18 protein-coding genes and 1 pseudogene are annotated in these 16,366 nt (G+C 62.6%); 7 read left to right on the top strand and 12 right to left on the bottom strand.

The window, feature by feature from the left end; genetic code table 11:
- Positions 1-1,069: dihydroxy-acid dehydratase (locus tag G9463_RS20490; RefSeq protein WP_193569692.1), on the top strand; the 1,069-nt coding region annotated here is incomplete at its 5' end.
- A gap of 62 nt (positions 1,070-1,131) precedes the next feature.
- Here G9463_RS20490 and G9463_RS20485 read toward each other — a convergent pair.
- Positions 1,132-1,374 (bottom strand): hypothetical protein, encoded by a 243-nt coding sequence (locus G9463_RS20485; RefSeq protein ID WP_127013427.1) that lies wholly within the window; start codon positions 1,372-1,374, stop codon positions 1,132-1,134.
- Positions 1,375-1,700: 326 nt separating this feature from the next.
- Between G9463_RS20485 and G9463_RS20480 the strand changes: the two genes are divergently transcribed.
- Positions 1,701-3,053, top strand: coding sequence for a hybrid sensor histidine kinase/response regulator (locus tag G9463_RS20480; RefSeq protein ID WP_165897695.1), 1,353 nt, complete (start codon positions 1,701-1,703; stop codon positions 3,051-3,053).
- Here the strand turns inward: G9463_RS20480 and G9463_RS20475 are convergent.
- Positions 3,050-3,769, bottom strand: a complete 720-nt coding sequence (locus tag G9463_RS20475) for a metal-dependent hydrolase (RefSeq protein ID WP_004962700.1) — start codon at positions 3,767-3,769, stop codon at positions 3,050-3,052. The two genes, G9463_RS20480 and G9463_RS20475, sit on opposite strands and share 4 nt — an antisense overlap.
- 253 nt (positions 3,770-4,022) lie before the next feature.
- Here G9463_RS20475 and G9463_RS20470 point away from each other — a divergent pair, with 253 nt between their 5' ends.
- The gene (locus G9463_RS20470; RefSeq protein ID WP_165897694.1) at positions 4,023-5,222 is read left to right on the top strand and encodes an ABC transporter substrate-binding protein; all 1,200 of its coding nucleotides are present in this window, start codon (positions 4,023-4,025) and stop codon (positions 5,220-5,222) included.
- Here G9463_RS20470 and G9463_RS20465 read toward each other — a convergent pair.
- Together G9463_RS20465 and G9463_RS20460 are read right to left on the bottom strand one after the other, a co-directional pair.
- Positions 5,219-7,801, bottom strand: a complete 2,583-nt coding sequence (locus G9463_RS20465; protein ID WP_165897693.1) for a heavy metal translocating P-type ATPase — start codon at positions 7,799-7,801, stop codon at positions 5,219-5,221. The genes G9463_RS20470 and G9463_RS20465 overlap by 4 nt on opposite strands.
- Positions 7,802-7,941: 140 nt before the next feature.
- Positions 7,942-8,205 carry a hypothetical protein gene (locus G9463_RS20460; protein ID WP_004962707.1) on the bottom strand — a complete coding sequence of 88 codons (264 nt, stop codon included), beginning with the start codon at positions 8,203-8,205 and terminating at the stop codon, positions 7,942-7,944.
- A gap of 145 nt (positions 8,206-8,350) precedes the next feature.
- Here G9463_RS20460 and G9463_RS20455 point away from each other — a divergent pair, with 145 nt between their 5' ends.
- Positions 8,351-9,436 carry a S1C family serine protease gene (locus G9463_RS20455; RefSeq protein ID WP_165897692.1) on the top strand — a complete coding sequence of 362 codons (1,086 nt, stop codon included), beginning with the start codon at positions 8,351-8,353 and terminating at the stop codon, positions 9,434-9,436.
- Between the two features lie 37 nt (positions 9,437-9,473).
- Here G9463_RS20455 and G9463_RS20450 read toward each other — a convergent pair whose 3' ends face one another.
- The 4 genes from G9463_RS20450 to G9463_RS20435 all read right to left on the bottom strand — a co-directional run bounded on the left by G9463_RS20450 (position 9,474) and on the right by G9463_RS20435 (position 12,641).
- Positions 9,474-9,905 (bottom strand): hypothetical protein, encoded by a 432-nt coding sequence (locus G9463_RS20450; protein WP_165897691.1) that lies wholly within the window; start codon positions 9,903-9,905, stop codon positions 9,474-9,476.
- 103 nt (positions 9,906-10,008) lie between these two features.
- Entirely contained in the window at positions 10,009-10,947 is a 939-nt protein-coding gene (locus G9463_RS20445) for a hypothetical protein (RefSeq protein WP_165897690.1), read from the bottom strand.
- Positions 10,944-12,122 (bottom strand): DNA primase small subunit PriS, encoded by a 1,179-nt coding sequence (gene priS / locus G9463_RS20440; RefSeq protein WP_165897689.1) that lies wholly within the window; start codon positions 12,120-12,122, stop codon positions 10,944-10,946. Before priS ends, G9463_RS20445 begins: the two co-directional genes overlap by 4 nt.
- A 39-nt stretch (positions 12,123-12,161) precedes the next feature.
- Entirely contained in the window at positions 12,162-12,641 is a 480-nt protein-coding gene (locus G9463_RS20435) for an N-acetyltransferase (protein WP_004962720.1), read from the bottom strand.
- A gap of 120 nt (positions 12,642-12,761) precedes the next feature.
- Between G9463_RS20435 and G9463_RS20430 the strand changes: the two genes are divergently transcribed.
- Positions 12,762-13,856 carry a DoxX family protein gene (locus G9463_RS20430; protein ID WP_165897688.1) on the top strand — a complete coding sequence of 365 codons (1,095 nt, stop codon included), beginning with the start codon at positions 12,762-12,764 and terminating at the stop codon, positions 13,854-13,856.
- A gap of 27 nt (positions 13,857-13,883) precedes the next feature.
- Here G9463_RS20430 and G9463_RS20425 read toward each other — a convergent pair whose 3' ends face one another.
- Positions 13,884-14,315 carry a type IV pilin gene (locus G9463_RS20425; protein WP_011222941.1) on the bottom strand — a complete coding sequence of 144 codons (432 nt, stop codon included), beginning with the start codon at positions 14,313-14,315 and terminating at the stop codon, positions 13,884-13,886.
- A 90-nt stretch (positions 14,316-14,405) separates the two neighbouring features.
- Between G9463_RS20425 and G9463_RS20420 the strand changes: the two genes are divergently transcribed.
- On the top strand, positions 14,406-15,257 hold the full coding sequence (locus G9463_RS20420; protein ID WP_007188378.1) for a translation initiation factor eIF-2B: 852 nt from the start codon (positions 14,406-14,408) through the stop codon (positions 15,255-15,257).
- 101 nt (positions 15,258-15,358) lie between these two features.
- Positions 15,359-15,580 (top strand): hypothetical protein, encoded by a 222-nt coding sequence (locus G9463_RS20415; RefSeq protein ID WP_011222940.1) that lies wholly within the window; start codon positions 15,359-15,361, stop codon positions 15,578-15,580.
- A 13-nt stretch (positions 15,581-15,593) separates the two neighbouring features.
- Here the strand turns inward: G9463_RS20415 and G9463_RS20410 are convergent, their stop codons facing one another.
- From G9463_RS20410 to G9463_RS20400, 3 genes and pseudogenes are all read right to left on the bottom strand, one after another.
- Entirely contained in the window at positions 15,594-15,788 is a 195-nt protein-coding gene (locus G9463_RS20410; protein ID WP_011222939.1) for a hypothetical protein, read from the bottom strand.
- A gap of 125 nt (positions 15,789-15,913) precedes the next feature.
- Positions 15,914-16,240, bottom strand: a complete 327-nt coding sequence (locus tag G9463_RS20405) for a PAC2 family protein (protein ID WP_240150093.1) — start codon at positions 16,238-16,240, stop codon at positions 15,914-15,916.
- 30 nt (positions 16,241-16,270) lie between these two features.
- Positions 16,271-16,366 (bottom strand): annotated as a pseudogene (locus tag G9463_RS20400) (IS5/IS1182 family transposase); the annotation flags it as partial.

Raw genomic sequence — 16,366 nt, 5'->3', positions numbered from 1 at the left:
AGCGCTCGGTTTCGCGCCGCTCGGGTCGGCCTCGCCGCCGGCCGAGCACGAGTCCCGCTACGAGGAAGCCCGCCGAGCCGGGGAACTAGCCGTCGAAGTAGTGCAGGAACGCCGTAGCCCCTCAGACTTCCTCACCCGCGAGTCCTTCGAGAACGCCATCGCCCTGCAGGTCGCGGTCGGCGGTTCGACCAACGCCGTTCTCCACCTGCTCGCGCTCGCGGCGGAGGCCGGCATCGACCTCGATATCGAGACGTTCAACGAAATCAGCGCCCGGACGCCCAAGATCGCCGACCTTCAGCCCGGCGGCGAGCGGGTCATGAACGACCTCCACGAGGTCGGCGGTGTCCCGGTCGTGTTGCGGGCCCTGAACGACGCCGGCCTGCTCCACGGTGACGCGCTCACGGTCACGGGCAACACAATCGCAGAGGAACTCGAACAGATCGACCCGCCAACGGTCGAGGACCTCGATGTGGACTATCTCAACACTGTCGAGGACCCCATCCACGAGCGCGGTGCAATCCGCATCCTCTCCGGCAACCTCGCGCCCGACGGTGCGGTCATCAAAATCACCGGCGAAGACCACCTCCACCACGAGGGGCCGGTCCGCGTGTTCGAACAGGAAGAAGGGGCCATGGAGTACGTGCAGGAAGGCCGCGTCGAGTCCGGCGACGTGATCTGTATCCGCAACGAGGGGCCACAGGGCGGCCCCGGGATGCGAGAGATGCTCGGCGTGACCTCTGCCGTCGCCGGCCAGGGCCACGCAGAGGACGTGGCGCTATTTACCGACGGCCGCTTCTCCGGTGCGACCCGCGGCTTCTCTATCGGCCACGTCGCCCCCGAGGCGTTCGTCGGCGGCCCAATCGCCGCTCTGGAGGACGGCGACACCATCACCATCGACATCGACGACCACGAACTGTCAGTCGACCTCACTGAGGACGAGATGGAACAGCGCCTCGAAGACTACGACCCAGAACCGACGTACGACAGCGGCGTGCTGGCCAAGTATCACAACGACTTCGGCTCTGCGGCCAATGGTGCGGTGACGAATCCCGGCGCGAAGTGGGACTGAGAGCCTAACGACCTCAGAGTTTTTATCGGACCGAACAGCGCCGTCAGTCCGGCAGTACAGACTTATTTCCGTGTGACCGTGATGAGGCCCTCTTTGAGCGCCGCTTCGAACCGCTCGTCCAGTGTCATCTGGTCCCAGCCATCCGGCTGGTTCTCCGTGGCGATCTCGGAAAGTGACTCGACCAGCGACCTGTGGAGGAACCGACCGTTCTCGCCGCACTCGCTGCAGGTCCTGATGATCGACCGAACCTCGAAGTTCCGCTCGACGGCGTCCTGACATCGGGCGCACACGTACGTTTCGGACACACCTGACTATACGCCGCCCGGATACTCGGATGTTGTGAATCCTTTCAAGTGTGTGTCAGTATTGACTAGCGACTGCCCCGTCAACGGCCCGTTCTATCGAATATCACGCCACTGTTCTCTGGTCGAGAGACAACCATCGTGACATGAGATTGGCCTATAGCGAGCATTTCAGTTCACGTAACGGGCCAATCCGGAAGTCGGCTGGTCGCTTCTGGTAGCGGTGTCCAGTATCGGCTGGAGGGGTCGTTCCGCTGTTGTATCCTGTTTTATTTTCATCATGACTGCTAAACCTATTTACAACCCCGGGACAAATCATGGGCGTGTTGATGTCCCCGCCGACAGTCCTCCTCATCGCTGCCGAGACTACTGCTGGAGAGCAGTTACAGGCGACACTTGAACAGGCAGCAATCGACGCCACGGTTGAGACGACCGAGCCAGAATGCGTCGATACAACGCTGCTACGTACTGCGGTTGACTGCCTCGTCGTCCCGGTGACGTGTGAGGGGATGGCGGGCGGACACCTAGCGGAGGCGGCTACGGGACTCTATCCGGACCTCCCGGTGATCATGTACGGCAGTGCGGCGGACCGTGGAGGCCATATTCAGACGGTCGCTGCCGACGATCTGGGTTCGCCGGAACTGGCAGCCGCAGTCGGTGAGGCGCTCGAAAACAGTGAGACAATGGCCGCACGGCCGGCTTCCCGGCCGGAGACGATTCTCGCCACGATGTTCGAACGGAACTCCGAACACCTGTACGTAAAAGACACTGACAGGCACTATCTGCTGCTCAACGATTCCTCGTACGCACCCCCGGAACTGCTTGGCCGGCGAGACGAAGACGGACTCCCCGCCGGGGCGACGTATCTGGATGCAGCACGCGGCGACGACTTACAGGTCATCAACGACGGGACCGACATCCTCGATGTCCACGAGTTCTCGCCGTCGATGGGGAAACACCTCCGAACGTCGAAGGTCCCCTGGTACGACGAAACCGACGAGCTGGCCGGCCTTATTGGCATTACGCAGGATGTCACCGACCAGAAGGAACGCGAACGCCTCCTCAGGCAGCAGAACGAACGCCTCCGGAAGGTGGCGTTGCTGGCCGCACACGAACTCCGAAACGAACTGCAGGTATCGACCGGCCATCTCTCCCAAATCGAGGCCGATGACGAGCACGTCGATGCAGTCGAGCGTTCTATCGACCAACTCTCCGGGATTGTTGATAAAGTCGTCTCGCTGGCGTCAAGTGATTCGCCGACGTTCGAACCCGAACAACAGTGGCTCTCGACGGTCGTCTGGGACGTATGGAGTTCGCTGTCGCTCGAAGCCGCGTCGCTCGAAGTAACATCTGACAGGCGACTGCTGGCAGACGCGGAGTCGATGCGCCTGTTTCTTGAGATTCTGCTCTCGAACGCTGTCGAACATGGCGGCCCCGACGTTGCGATACGCGTCGGGGCCACGTCGTCTGGATTCTTCGTCGCGGACGATGGGCCCGGTGTTGATGTCTCGCCACCGGAGCGGGTGTTCGAGGCGGGGTACGCATCGGAGAAACGAAACAGCGGGTTCGGACTCTACATCGCCAACCGGATCGCAAAAGAACACGGGTGGTCGCTGTCGGTCGGTGACAGCGAGAACGGCGGCGCACGGTTTACCGTGACCGACGTGGAACGACCGGATTAAAGCTCGAAGGTCTCGTCGCCGTCAAGGACGTGAACGTCGGCATCGCTTCCGGTGCCTTTGACCTCGTTCACGAAGTCTTGCGTCTCGATTTCGATGGGTGGGAACGTGTCGTAGTGCATCGGGAATGCGTGGTCGACGTCCAGCCAGTCGACAGCAACGGCAGCCTGCATCGGTCCCATCGTGAAGTGGTCGCCGACCGGCACCGCCGCGGCGTCCGGTTCAAGGAACGGGCCGATGACGTCGCGCATCTCCGTCATGAGACCGGTGTCGCCGGCGTGGTAGAACGTCGTCGACTCTGCGTCGCTGACCTGTGTCGGCTTCGTATCGGAGATGATGAACCCGCCTGGCATCCCGCCGCTCGTGCCGTAGCTGGTGTCCATGCCGTTGGTGTGGTCGGCCCGGTGCATCGTGACGAAGGCGTCGCCGATTTCGACGGTGCCGCCGAGGTTCATCCCCATGCCGCCGACGGCGTTGAACTCGCCGAAGTTGTCCTTGCAGTACTCGACGACCTCCGGCGTCGCCACGAGCCCACAGCCCTCGTAGCGGTCCACGTCGCCGATGTGGTCGGCGTGGCCGTGGGTCAACAACACGTAGTCCGGGTCCAGTTCTTCGGGGTCGGTGTCTGTGTGTGGGTTATCGAAAAACGGGTCGATGAGCAATTCGGTGTCGTCAACTGTCACGTGCCACGTCGAATGGCCGTACCATGTGAGTTCCATACCGGATGGACGCTACTCGTGGCGTCTACTTAATATTACAGTGGACTGGCTCTGTGGTGTCCGAGCGAGAGACCGGTCCCAAGCTATCACCGCTGGCAGCGCCCAGTCATGGTGATTATCCGAAGGGTCTTTCAGCGTGTTCCCAGTCTGTCCGTTTGACTGCACTGGCCCCACCGGTAGCCACGCTTCGATGGGAGCGTTCTATGGGACGGGAACCGAAGCCGTTTTATAATTTTTATGCTAGCCTAAAATCATGTCGAGTAATTCAAATGACCAGTCGGAGCTGACACGACGCGAATACGTCACCTGCGGCGGGACGGTCCTCGCTGGTGGACTGTTGTCTGGGTGTACGGGAAGCAGCGGCTCAGACCCGTCGGACTCGGAGACAGCCACGGAAACGGCCACAACAACAGCAACGGAGTCCAAACCGGCGGAGACGGCGGCCACGGACAAGCCTTACCGCGTCACCGTCGAACCAGTGGGAGAGGTGTCATTCGAGACAGTGCCACAGACGTGGGTCGCAGAAAACGCCAGCTGGGCCGATATGGGCGTCGCACTCGGCCTGACCAAACCGAGCGCGGTCGTTCTCACCGGGGAGTACCGCACGTGGCATTACGAGGACGTGCCGGGACTTTCACCGTCGAAAGAGGACATGGTTTCACTCTGGCAGGACGGTATTTCGAAGGAACTACTACTCGAAATCGACGCCGGTGTTCACTTCATCGACCCCAACTACATGGTGAATCTCATCCCGAACTGGGACCGGTCGGATGTCGAGGAGATGCACGAACGCGTCGGCCCGTTCTGTGGGAACACCAGTTTCTCGACGTACTCCTGGCATGAGGACTATCCGTACTACAGCCTGTACGAAGCGACCGAGAAGGTAGCCGCAGTGTTCCAGCGACAGGACCGGTTCCGGGCACTCTCAAGTCTCCATGAAGGGTTCCTCGACCGATTGCAGGAACGGCTCCCCCCGGAAGACCAGCGCCCGGAAATCGCGCTCCTCTCGCCGGGGTCGACTGAGCCGGAGACGTTCTATCCGTACCGGCTCGGGGACCGAACGGCATACAAGCACTGGCGCGACCTGGGTGTGAGCGATGCGCTCGCCGGGAGCGAGATCCAGAGTTTCACGTCCGACCGAGGGACGATCGACTACGAGCCGCTCCTCGAAATCGATCCGGAGGTGCTGTTGCTGTACACGGACACCCATCTCCCGGATACGGCGTTCGAGGATACGTACCGCTCGTTTCTGCAGGACCACGACACAGCGAGCCAGCTCACTGCCGTGCAGAACGGCGCTGTGTACCCGGCTGGCGGGATGTACCAGGGACCGATTATCAACCTCTCGAAGACAGAGCGAGCCGCAAAACAGCTGTTCCCGGACGAGTTCGACGAGGAAGAGACGTTGTATGACCGCCAGCGAATCGCGGACATCCGCGCCGGCGATATCTAACCGTCGCCGCTCTCCGACCGGACTCGTGAGAGCCGCATCGCGTTCCCGGTCACGGCCGTTGTCATGCCGGCGTCACCGGCCAGCACAGCAGCCCAGATGGGAACGACGCCGAACGGCACGGCGAGAGCGAGCCCAGCCTTGACCGCCAGGCTGGCCCAGATGTTCTGCCGGATGACGCCGTTCGCGTCGTTCGCCAGTTCGTACAGGTACGGAAGCTTCGAGAGGTCGTCACTCATCAGGGCGATGTCGGCCGTCTCAAGCGCTGTGTCCGTGCCAGCGGCCCCCATCGCGACGCCCACGGTCGCGCTCGCCAGCGCCGGGGCGTCGTTGATACCGTCTCCGATCATCGCTACCCCCTCCTCGCACTCCTCGACGAGGTCATCGATAGCGGCGACTTTCTCGTCGGGCAGGAGTTCGGCCTGATAGTCGTCGATTCCGACCTCCCGGGCGATAGCCCCCGCAGTGCGTTCGTTGTCACCGGTCAGCATCACCGTCCGCTCAACGCCCAGCTCTCGAAGCCGTGAGACGGTGGCTTTCGCCACCGGGCGTACCTCGTCGGCGACGGCGATGATGCCCTCTATCTCTTCGTCCGTGCCCACGATGACGACCGTCTTCCCTTCGGCCTGAAGCTCGGGGACGGCGTCTTCCAGCAGGTCCAGACAGTTGTTGCGCTCACAGAGCTGCTGGGCCGTTTTTGTGACGACGCCGCCATCGGTAGTGGCGTGAACGTGTGAGAGGTCGAAGCCGAGCTCCTCGAACAGCCCCGGCTTCCCAGCGTAGTGGGGCGTCCCGTCAAGGTCCGCCCGGACGCCCTTGCCGGTGATACTCTCGAAGTCATCGACGTCGGCGCTTTCGACGCCGGTCGTGCCCGCCTCCGCGACGATGGCCTCGCCGATGGGGTGTTCGCTCCGCTGTTCGAGCCCGCGAGCGCACTGCAGAACTCCTTGTTCGGTGTTCCCGTTCAGCGGAACCACGTCGGTGACGGTCAGTTCACCTTTCGTCAGCGTCCCCGTCTTGTCGAAGGCGACCACGTCGACATCACCCATCGCTTCGAGGTGGTTCCCGCCCTTGATGAGTACGCCGTTCTTCGCGGCGCTGGTGATACCTGAGACGACCGACACGGGCGTCGAAATAACGAATGCGCAGGGACAGGCAAGCACCAACAGCGTCAGTCCGTGCACGACCGCGGTCGACCACGCCACCCCGAATACGGCGGGAGACGAAAGCGTCACAAGAACGGCGAAGGCGACGACGACCGGCGTGTAGTACGCCGAGAAGCGCTCGACGAACTGCTCGCGCTCGGTCTTGTTCGACTGGGCGTCTTCGACCATCTGAACGATGCGCGAGAGGGTGTTGTCGCTGGCCGCCGCCGTGACCTGCACTTCCAGATACCCCTCTTCGTTGATGGTTCCAGCGTACACCTCGTCGCCCTCGGTCTTGTCAACCGGGACGCTCTCGCCGGTAATCGGGGCCTGATTCACCGCGCTGGTTCCGTCGATGACCTCACCATCCATCGGAATCTTTTCGCCGGGCCTGATGACGACGACATCGCCGACCTGTACGTCATCGACAGGCAGGACCTCCTCGGCTCCGTCACGTTTGACCGTCGCTTCGTCGGGCGAGAGGTCCATCAGTTCCGCAAGCGAGTTCCGCGCGCGGTCCATCGAGTACCGCTCTAACAGTTCCGCGATGCTGAAGAGGAACGCCAGCGTCGCGGCCTCGAAATACAGCGCCTCGCCGAAGGCCAGACTGGCGGTGAGCGCGCCCAGAATGGCGATAGACATCAGCAGGTCGATGTCAAGATTCCGGTTTTTCAGGGAGTAGTAGCCGCCACGCAGGATTTCCTGGCCGCCGGTCGCTACCGCGATGAGAAACAGGATATCGGCGACGTGGAGCGGCGAGCCGAGCACGCTTCCCACCTGCGCGTTCGCGCCGCGCAACAGGAACTCGAAGAGGAGGCCGAAGGCCACGAACACGCCGCTGGCCCACGTCTTCAGCGCTCTCGAACTGGTCCAGAGCGAGCCGTTTTCGTCCGGCTGTCTGGTCCCCGTGTCGTCCTCGCCCGTCGTCTCCGTGACCTCGTAGCCGGCGCTCTCGATAGCCGCCACGAGGTCTCCTTCCGTCGTCGCGTCCCGGTCGTACGTGACAACGACCGTCCCGGTGGTCGGGCGTGTTTCGGCGCTTCTGATGCCGTAGACCCCACCGAGCGCGCTTTCGACCTTCCCAGCGCAGGAAGCACAGTCCATCTCCGGAACGCTGAATCGCAGCGTCTCGCCGCCGTCGTCTGGGACGGTGTAGCCCGCCGCCTCGACGCGCGCCGCTATCGCATCCACGTCCGTCTCAGTCTCGTCGTACTCAACGGTGAGTCGACCCGTTGCTACCTGTGGGTCAACGGCCTTGATGCCAGACAGTTCACGGACGCTCGACTCCACCTTTCCCGCACAGGAGGGACAGTCCATCTCCGGGACGGACAGCTGTGCGACGTGGGGCCCATCGTGCGAGTGCGTTGCTGTAGGGGGACCGTCGGCACTCGCGCCGCCACACGCACCGCCATCCGAACAACCGTCGGACTCTGTCATTACCGGGGCTAGGCTACCCTGTCTTATTAATTCAGCTGCTAAAAACAGGTCCAACGGTGCAATAAGTTAATAAAATACTCCGATTGAGATATTAAAGCTGGCAGTATCGACTCTACATCTAGCCGGGGCGGTCGCCGCTCTCAGTCGAACGGCGTCGTCCGCGTCGGCTTCCCCTGTGCGTACCGGATCCAGCGCCGCATATGCCGGCCGACTGCCCAGAACAGTACCACTGTCATTGCCAGTAGCGCCGACAGGAAGACGATTCCCAGCCGTATCGGTTCCTCGGTCGGGAGGCCGATGAGCAGGACAATCGTCCCGACGAGTGCCATCTCGACACCACATCGCAGTCCGGGCAACACGAACCCCGGTGTCGGCGTGTTCGTTCCCGATGAATCCTCTGCCATGCGCCCCCGTATGCAATCGGGACGATTGTAGTTTGTGCCCGCTTGCGGGCCGAACTGAGAGTCAGCGCGCACGGCAATCAGGCACTCTGGTTGCGGTAAAGAGTTCTGACCGTGCCTTTTTCGCGGCACAGACCCACGCCCCAGTATGAAACAGTCTCTCACTCGCCGGGCGATGTTAGGAGCCCTCGGGACAGCCGTCGCAGCCACGGCCGGCTGTCAGAGTCCCGGGACCGGCAGCGACTCAGGCAGTGACACCGGAGAGCAGCCGGAGTCAGCCGACGCGGTTGCACAGTCCGACAGCGTCTACACCAACGTGTATCAGGAGGTGGCCGATGCCGTCGTCTCGATCAGGGTGTACGCCGAGGACTCCCGTGGTGGGCAGGGGAGCGGCTTCCTCATTGACGACGAGCATATCGTCACGAACGAACACGTCGTTGCGGGCGGGGACGAGTACTACGTCCGCTTTACTGACACTGGCTGGCGGACTGCCTCCGTCGTCGGCGCAGACGTGTACAGCGACCTGGCGGTCCTCCGCATCGGTGCGACCCCGGACGCGACCCCCCTCTCGTTCGTCGAGACGGAACCCACAGTCGGAACCGAAGTCGTCGCTATCGGGAACCCCTTCGGACTGTCCGGCTCAGTGTCCGCGGGCATTGTCAGTGGCGTCGACCGCACGCTCCAGAGCGCCAACAACTTCTCCATCGCCGATGCGGTCCAGACCGACGCGCCGGTCAACCCCGGCAACAGCGGGGGGCCGCTCGTCACGCTTGAGGGTGACGTGGTCGGTGTCATCAACTCAGGTGGCGGCGACAACGTCGCGTTCGCCATCTCCGCCCCGCTCACCCAGCGCGTCGTGCCGTCGCTCATCCAGACCGGCGACTACGACCACCCGTACATGGGTGTTGGACTCCGGAGTGTGTCGCCGCGAGTCGCTGAGGCGAACAATCTGGACCCCGGGTCGGGAGTGTATATCACTCGTGTGGTCAGTGATGGTCCGGCGGCGGGCGTTCTGCAGGGAAGCGATGGGGAGACGACGATTTCGGGGACAGCAATTCCCACTGGCGGTGACGTGGTCAGACAGATGGACGACACCCCGACGCCGACGCGGCAGGCGCTGGGGAGCTTTCTTGCACTGGAGACCAGCCCCGGCGAGACGGTCGATGTACTGGTCGAGCGCGACGGCGCACAGGAAACAGTCGAACTCACGCTCGGGACCAGACCGGAGCCGTAACGAACGTCGGCAGCCGAATCTGCTGTCCAGACCGCGGTTACTGCGTCTGGACCTCACCCTGTTCGCTACGGCTGCCACCGGCCACGAGGTAGCCGACGGCGGCAGCAAGCGGCAGTGTCACTGGAAGCCCCGCAATAAGCAGGCTGATACCGAGACTCCTACCGAAGACCACGTAGAGCCCAACGCCGGCCGCGGTGACCGTGACGAAGTCCGCAATGGTCGCCAGCGCTGCCAGCCGAAGGCGAACAGCGCGCCCGGAAACCGTACCGGCGGCCGCCTGATCGCGGTGCCACAGCAGGACGTAACTGGCAAACAGCGCGGTCAGGCCGGCCGACACACCCACGGGAAGTCCGATGAGCAGCGAGAACTCTATCTGTGGTTCGAAGCCAGCGGTCACCACGACGGTCGTGACAGCAAATACGAGTGCACCGAGGAGCAGGGCAACAACGATGCGGACGTGCGTGTTCATACGTATCAACTGAACGACTGTATATAAATAGTCCGCCGCTGCCGCAGAACAGGGTATCCAGCGGCGTTTCACACAGCGGCCCGTTCGCCCCCGTCGCGTCGGCTTATTCTAACGGCTCGGCGGCGTCCTGTTCGACTAGCGGGTCGGCGTTATCGGCCGGCAGCGTCACCACGTCGTCCGTCGAAAGGTCGTACTCGCGCTGGTCGACGCCGAATATCTCGCCCACGTCGTCCGTGATGCGGACCGTGCGCCGGTCCACGTCGGCGGCCCCCGTGTCAGCACTGGCTGGTGACTGCGTTCCGCCGTCAGCCTGCGTCGGGTCCGCCGCAGGGCCGGAGGTCGACTCAGCACTCTGTTCAGCTGGTGGGGCAGGAACGTCGTCGCCGGCCGGCACGTCCGCCGGGTCAGTCTGGCCGTCGGCCGTGGGGTTGCTGCCCGTGTCCAGCTCGGGTGGCGGCGTTGGTGCGTCGGAATCCGCTGCTGGCGGGGACTGGTCCCCACCGCTGCCCATCATGTCAGCCGCGTCAACGCCGGTGTGCGGCGTCGACTGCTCGGGCTCACCGGCTGTCGCCTCGTCTGCCGTCTGTTGTGGGTCCGGGTCAGGGGCCTGTCGCTCGCCCGAGTTCGGCTCGTCGCCGACCGCGCCGGTCGGAGCCTCGCCCGCGATCACATCGAGGACGTGGCCTCGGTTGGATTCGATGGCCTCAACCATCGTCTCGAACAGGTCTCGTTCCTCCTGTGTGAGACCGTCGTCCTCGGTCGGCATGTCCGCCGCGGCCAGCGACGCCATTTTGACAATTTTGCCCACGCGCCGTTCGTAGACCGCTTCGACGGTCTGTTCAGCGGTCTTGATATCGTCGGTCAGGCGGTTGACCTCGGGCGAGTCGAAGGGGTCCTCGGCGCGCTCGGCCGCGCGGTCGCGCTCCGACCGAAGCTGTTGAATGAACTGCCCGGCGTCCTCGTAGAACGTCTCGCGCAGCTGCTGGAGCTGGTCGGTCTGGCGTTCCCGCGATTGGACGGACTGTAGCTCGTCTACGTTCATTCTTTCCCCTTCTCGGCGCGGCCACGGGCCATGAGAAACACGCCCACGTGCTCTGGTACAGTCTGATTACCCGCCTCCAGTGTAAAGCTATCGCCATCCAGTTCGACGAGGCCGCTGTCGGTCACCTCAACGGTGATGTCGTGGCCCCGGAACGTCTCCGGGACAGGGTCGACCAGCGGGTCGAACGCATCGAGGTCGTCGCGGTCGATTCGTTGAACCTCCAGCCCGCTGCCGCCGTGGAGTGAGCCGGGCAGGCGGATGAGCCGGTTCGTGTCCGTCGTCACCGGTTCGTCGATCGGTGCGTTGTCCGCCGCGACGACCTCGTGGAGCAGAATCTTCGCCAGCTGGTAGAACGCCGGATGCACGTCGATGTTGCCGGCTTCCAGTTGCTCGTAGTTCGACCGGGCGGCGTTCAGTGCCGCCGTCGCCTTCCCCTCGCCGATGCCGTCGTACTCCTGCAGTCGGTCGAGCGCGTCGGCCTCCTCCATCGCGAGCAGGTCATCGACGACGGCGAGCATGTGTCGGTGGGCGCGGGCGCTCCAGCCGCCTTCCGTCGAGAGTGTCCGTTTCTGGGCCGGACTGGACCGACCAGCCGTGCCGGCGACGGATTCCTCGTCCACGAGTTCGTCGAACTCCAGCCCGATGCCGCGGACGTAGTCGACAACCTCCCGGCGCGCGTCCCGTTCCAGGTGGCGGATACGCTCGTCACGGACGTGGACGTGATAGCCCCGGCCACCGGAGAAGACGATAGTCAGGTCATCGAAGCCGAAATCGTCTTCCAGAAAGTCGAGCAGCCTGCGCAACGCGTCCTTGCACTTTGCGAGCATCTCGGCGTAGCTGTCCTCGCCCAGCACTACGGAGGGTAGGTGGTCGGCGTCGAGGTCAAACACAAGGTCAGAGGAGCGCCAGCCCTTGTCCGACATCGTCGAGGCGCTCGGCTCGTCGTAGCGGCCCGCGGAGAAGTAGACGTGGCGGGGCTTCCGGCGGCCGAGGAAGTCCTCGATTTCGCCGAGGTCCAGCAGCGAGCGATGGCGGACCATCGTCTCACCGGGGCCTTCAGTCCATGGGATGAACCCCCATTCACGTTCGTTCGCGGCCGGCGGCGGCGTTACGGACGCCTGTCGGTAGTGATCGCCGAACCGGCCACGGAGGTACGCTCGGGTCCGCTCTTCCATCGGCTACCTCGTTGGGGAGGTCCCTTGAAAAGCGTTCGCTTAGCCGCGCAGGAACTTCGACAGCTTGTCCGTAATCGAGTCCTCGCCGAGTTTGAGGTAGTAGGCGTCGCCGCCGTCCTCGTAGTAGTTGTCGATGCGCCGCGTGATCTCGAAGCCGATGTGTTTGTAGAACCCGAGTGCCTCCCGATTTGTCGCCCGGGCGTGACAGGTCACGCTGCCGTAGTCCTCGGCGACGCGGGCCACCAGCCGCTTGCCGAAGCCGTGACCCCTGTACTCGTCACCGACTGCGAGAAAGAGAATGTAGCCGTCGCGTCGAACCGCGGCGAAGCCGATGAGGCGGTCTTTGGAGCGGTCGATGTAGAGATAGGTGGTCGACCGTCGGTAGGCGTCGCGAAAGAACCCCCGTCGCTGCCGAAGAACGCCGTCGGACTCCCGGATGTCTTCCTTGAGCCGCCACGCCGCGTCGACGTGTTCGTCGTCCCCGCGTTCGACGATCTGTGTCTCGATGTTGACGCTCACTGCCGTATAAGTAGTGGAGGCGTGGATATAATTCCACCGCCTACAGAGAGGGGTGTCTAAGCGTCCAGTTTCACGGACCGGACGAACAGGATTAGGTAGATAGCGCACGAATTCTCAGGTATGGACACGCGTATACCGAGTTTTATCGGCACTGTCGCGCTCGTGCTCACGCTCCTTTCGCGACCTGCGGCGGCACACGTCGACTACGTGACGGAAGGGCCGGGCGAGGCCTTTGATGCAGTGGCGTTTGCGATATCCGTGCTATCGAACCCGGTGAATGCGGCCGTTTTCGGCATCTCGGGACTGGCTGTGACTGGCGGCCTCGCGGCGTATCTCTGGGTCCGACCGACGATTGCAGACATCGTCATCCTTCGGGACGTGCTCGTCGGCTACGCAGACCTCGTCCCGTGGATGCTCCGACTCAGCGTGGGGCTGCCACTCGTCGGTGCCGGTTTTCAGGGGTATCTGTTCGCCCCGACGGTGACGTTTGACCCCGCAACGAGCCCGGTCGTCCGCATCCTGTTTATCGGGCTGGGGTTCACACTCCTGTTCGGACTTGCGACCCGTATTGTCACGACGATTGGGCTGGTGACCTTCGGCTGGGCGCTGAGCGTTGACCCCGGTGTCGTGCTCGCCATGGAGTACGTGCCGGCCTTTCTGGCACTGTTGATTCTTGGCGGTGGTCGTCCGAGCGCGGACCATATGCTCCAGCGGGTCGCCAGCACTGACGGGACCTACTACGGTCGCGTTGACCCGGTGCACCATCTCAAGGGGTTTCTGGACACAACAACGGCAACGTATCGTGAGTACGTCCCAGTCATCATCCGAGTCGGCATGGGTGTGACGTTCATCTATCTCGGACTGTTCCAGAAACTCGCTGAACCCGGACAGGCGCTTCTGGTCGTCGAAAAGTACAATCTCACCGCCGTCGTCCCCGTCGACCCTGGCATGTGGGTGCTCGGTGCTGGCCTGACTGAGATGCTGGTCGGCCTAGTGCTGATATTCGGCTTCATGACCCGCGGAGCCGCGGCTGTCTCCTTTGTCCTGTTCACCACGACGCTGTTCGGCCTGCCTGACGACCCGGTACTCGCACACATCACGCTGTTCGGAATGGCCTCGGCGGTGTTCACGATGGGTGCCGGGCCGCTCTCATTCGATGACTGGTTCGGTCGGCCGGCACAGAGCGACCGGGAGAGCGTCGTTTCGGCGGACTGAGCCGGGTTGAAACGCTGACCGTGCTGGTCAGTTCGTGCCGTTCCACTGGTCCAGCTGGGTCCGATTCCCGCTCGCGTTATGATAGATCGTGATTGTGTCCTGTGCCCTCACCTGTTGCTGATAGGCACTCCCGCTGCTCAATTGCACAACATCGCCGGGTCCGACAGTTGCCTCCGAGTCTCGGCCAGCCACTTCTGCCCATGTAACCCGATTGTCAGGGCCCTGAATGTCGACGTTCCCAGCTTTGAACTCGTCGCCGCGTTCGTGTGTGACGATAAGGACTTGATTATCTGAGATGTAGTCGTAGCTGTAATTCGCCTGCGGGCCGCCGCCGTCGTCGTCCTCGATGACGAGGACGTTCAGCCCGACAATAGCCGTGACGAGTAGCGTCAGTCCGATGAGGACGGCGACGCCGATGCCCTCTGTCATCCCGACTGTCTCAGTCCTGAACTGTCCCATAGCCGTCTATCACTCCTAATGTGAGACGGCGTTAAATGCTGTTCGACGGCGAGGGGAAGACACATATCGGTTCAACTCACAGCCACCGGTATGATAGACGAGACTGTCGAGGAGATCTCGGAGATGCAGACCCACAGTTCCTCCGTGGTCGCAGTCAAAGCCGCCCAGGCGCTCCGGGACCTGACTGACAGGGAGTACCCGACGGTCGAGGATTACCTCCGTTCGCTCGACCGGAACAGCAGCGCCCTCCGGCGAGCGAACCCCTCACACGCCTCCCTCCATACGACCCAGCACCGGATCGTGAACACCGTCTCGGATGCGGAGCCCGACGACGTGGCGGCCGCCAAGGAACTGACCAACGAGGCTATCGACGACGTTATCGACTCGGTGGAGTCGTCAAAAGACCGCGCCGCTGCCCGCGCCGTGTCGGAGATCGCCGATGACGACGTGCTGTTGACGCATGACTTCTCCTCGACCGTCCTTGCGGCCATCGACGACGCCATCGAAGCCGGCCACAGCTTCGAGGTGTACGTTACGGAGTCCCGACCGCGCTTCCTCGGTCGAAAGATGACGCGCCACCTTTCCGACCGGGACGGGGTCGACGTGACGCTTATCGTCGACAGCGCCGCCGGGCACTTCATGCCAGAGGTCGACCGCGTGCTCGTCGGCATGGACTGCATCGTCGACGACACGCTGTACAACCGCATCGGCACGTATCCGATTGCGACGGCGGCGGCGGACAACGACGTTCCGGTGACGGTCGTCGGGGCCGCCGCAAAGTACGTCGACGGGGCATTCGCCTTCGAAAACGAGATTCGGCCACTGTCGGAGGTGCTCCGGGAGCCGGCAGACGGATTCGAGGTCGCAAACCCGGCCTACGACGCCACGCCGACACACCTGCTGGATACAGTTGTCACTGACGACGGGGTCCACGAGTACTGAGACTGCTGTACGTTCGTTCCGGCATCACTGGCCAGCAGGGCGGGTCCCGGCAACGGAACGCAGGTTCGAAGGTTCTTGTTGCTGGCAGTGAAGAAGCATATATGGACGACACTGCCCTCCTCCGTCAGACTATTCGCCGGTGTACCGCCGTGCTCGTTGCAACGCTTGCCACTGTTGGTGTGAGTCTGCAGCGTTCTTCAGGAGCGGGTTTCTTGCTCATACTGGCCGTTATCTCAGTGGTGTATCTCGCCGTTGAGTTCATCAAAGTGAGTCCGCCCGCTGAGAGCCTTGGCGGCTCCTCGTCTACAGAGGATGAGGAGTAATTACGTAGTGGTCCTACCGCTGTTGGACGACGGTGTCACAGTCCGGACACCGGAGTAACAAACTGTTCTCGGTTGCTTCGGCTGTCCAGTCGCCAGTCACTGCGCTCTCGTGACCGCAGTCGGGACAGAACAGCGAGGTCTTGGACCGCGTCTGTGGTGGTGGGTCTGAGTCGACCGCGCTGGTCGTGTAGATTTCGGTGGAGGTCATCAAAGAAAAGAACGCGCTGTAGGCTCAAAAATGTGTCGGCAGAATGTTTGATTGTTCACGCACAATGTGGAATTAGTATAGTTTAAATCCCAGCAAATGTGGACACTCGTGCCAAATTTTACCCTTCACATGTACATTCGGTCATCACCGAACTGGTCGGAATCGGCGGCGTCCATCCGTTCTGCAAGTGCCTGATAGTGGGCCTCGATGTTCGCAGCGAAGTTCTCCAGTGGACCAGTGTCAATCTGGATCGAGTGGCTCTCTTTCAGCGCAGTGAGCAGTCTGATTGCGGCCGCTGCGTCGGGCGCTTGTGGGTGGGTTGGCGTCGTGAACACACCGGTTGGAAGCGACTCATCGATTCCGCGCGTGACTAGCTCGGCACTCAGTCCGTCGAGGAACCCGTTTCCCATTGGTCTGATGTCGGTGTCGTTGAGATACGATTCCTGATACATCTGCCGTGTTGAATAGATGCTGAGTCACGGTTAGAGTGGTTCACAGAGCGGTTCTATGTTCGAGATGGCGAACATCAGGACAATCTCACGGAACTGTCGATACCAGCCGAGCGCTCGCACGGCGTC

The organism is Haloarcula sp. JP-Z28 (genome assembly GCF_011440255.1).
GTDB classification, from domain to species: domain Archaea; phylum Halobacteriota; class Halobacteria; order Halobacteriales; family Haloarculaceae; genus Haloarcula; species Haloarcula marismortui.
The sequence above is the reverse complement of the archived record's forward strand: the minus strand, read 5'-3'. Positions and strand labels throughout refer to the sequence as shown.

Excerpts from the sequence above, each read along its gene's own strand:
- G9463_RS20480 (WP_165897695.1), top strand. The coding sequence starts at position 1,701 with ATGTCCCCGCCGACAGTCCTCCTCATCGCTGCCGAGACTACTGCTGGA.
- G9463_RS20455 (WP_165897692.1), top strand. The coding sequence starts at position 8,351 with ATGAAACAGTCTCTCACTCGCCGGGCGATGTTAGGAGCCCTCGGGACA.
- G9463_RS20460 (WP_004962707.1), bottom strand. The coding sequence starts at position 8,205 with ATGGCAGAGGATTCATCGGGAACGAACACGCCGACACCGGGGTTCGTG.
- G9463_RS20415 (WP_011222940.1), top strand. The coding sequence starts at position 15,359 with ATGGACGACACTGCCCTCCTCCGTCAGACTATTCGCCGGTGTACCGCC.
- G9463_RS20410 (WP_011222939.1), bottom strand. The coding sequence starts at position 15,788 with ATGACCTCCACCGAAATCTACACGACCAGCGCGGTCGACTCAGACCCA.
- G9463_RS20465 (WP_165897693.1), bottom strand. The coding sequence starts at position 7,801 with ATGACAGAGTCCGACGGTTGTTCGGATGGCGGTGCGTGTGGCGGCGCG.
- G9463_RS20450 (WP_165897691.1), bottom strand. The coding sequence starts at position 9,905 with ATGAACACGCACGTCCGCATCGTTGTTGCCCTGCTCCTCGGTGCACTC.
- G9463_RS20420 (WP_007188378.1), top strand. The coding sequence starts at position 14,406 with ATGATAGACGAGACTGTCGAGGAGATCTCGGAGATGCAGACCCACAGT.
- G9463_RS20445 (WP_165897690.1), bottom strand. The coding sequence starts at position 10,947 with ATGAACGTAGACGAGCTACAGTCCGTCCAATCGCGGGAACGCCAGACC.
- G9463_RS20405 (WP_240150093.1), bottom strand. The coding sequence starts at position 16,240 with ATGTATCAGGAATCGTATCTCAACGACACCGACATCAGACCAATGGGA.
- priS (WP_165897689.1), bottom strand. The coding sequence starts at position 12,122 with ATGGAAGAGCGGACCCGAGCGTACCTCCGTGGCCGGTTCGGCGATCAC.
- G9463_RS20475 (WP_004962700.1), bottom strand. The coding sequence starts at position 3,769 with ATGGAACTCACATGGTACGGCCATTCGACGTGGCACGTGACAGTTGAC.
- G9463_RS20430 (WP_165897688.1), top strand. The coding sequence starts at position 12,762 with ATGGACACGCGTATACCGAGTTTTATCGGCACTGTCGCGCTCGTGCTC.
- G9463_RS20425 (WP_011222941.1), bottom strand. The coding sequence starts at position 14,315 with ATGGGACAGTTCAGGACTGAGACAGTCGGGATGACAGAGGGCATCGGC.
- G9463_RS20470 (WP_165897694.1), top strand. The coding sequence starts at position 4,023 with ATGTCGAGTAATTCAAATGACCAGTCGGAGCTGACACGACGCGAATAC.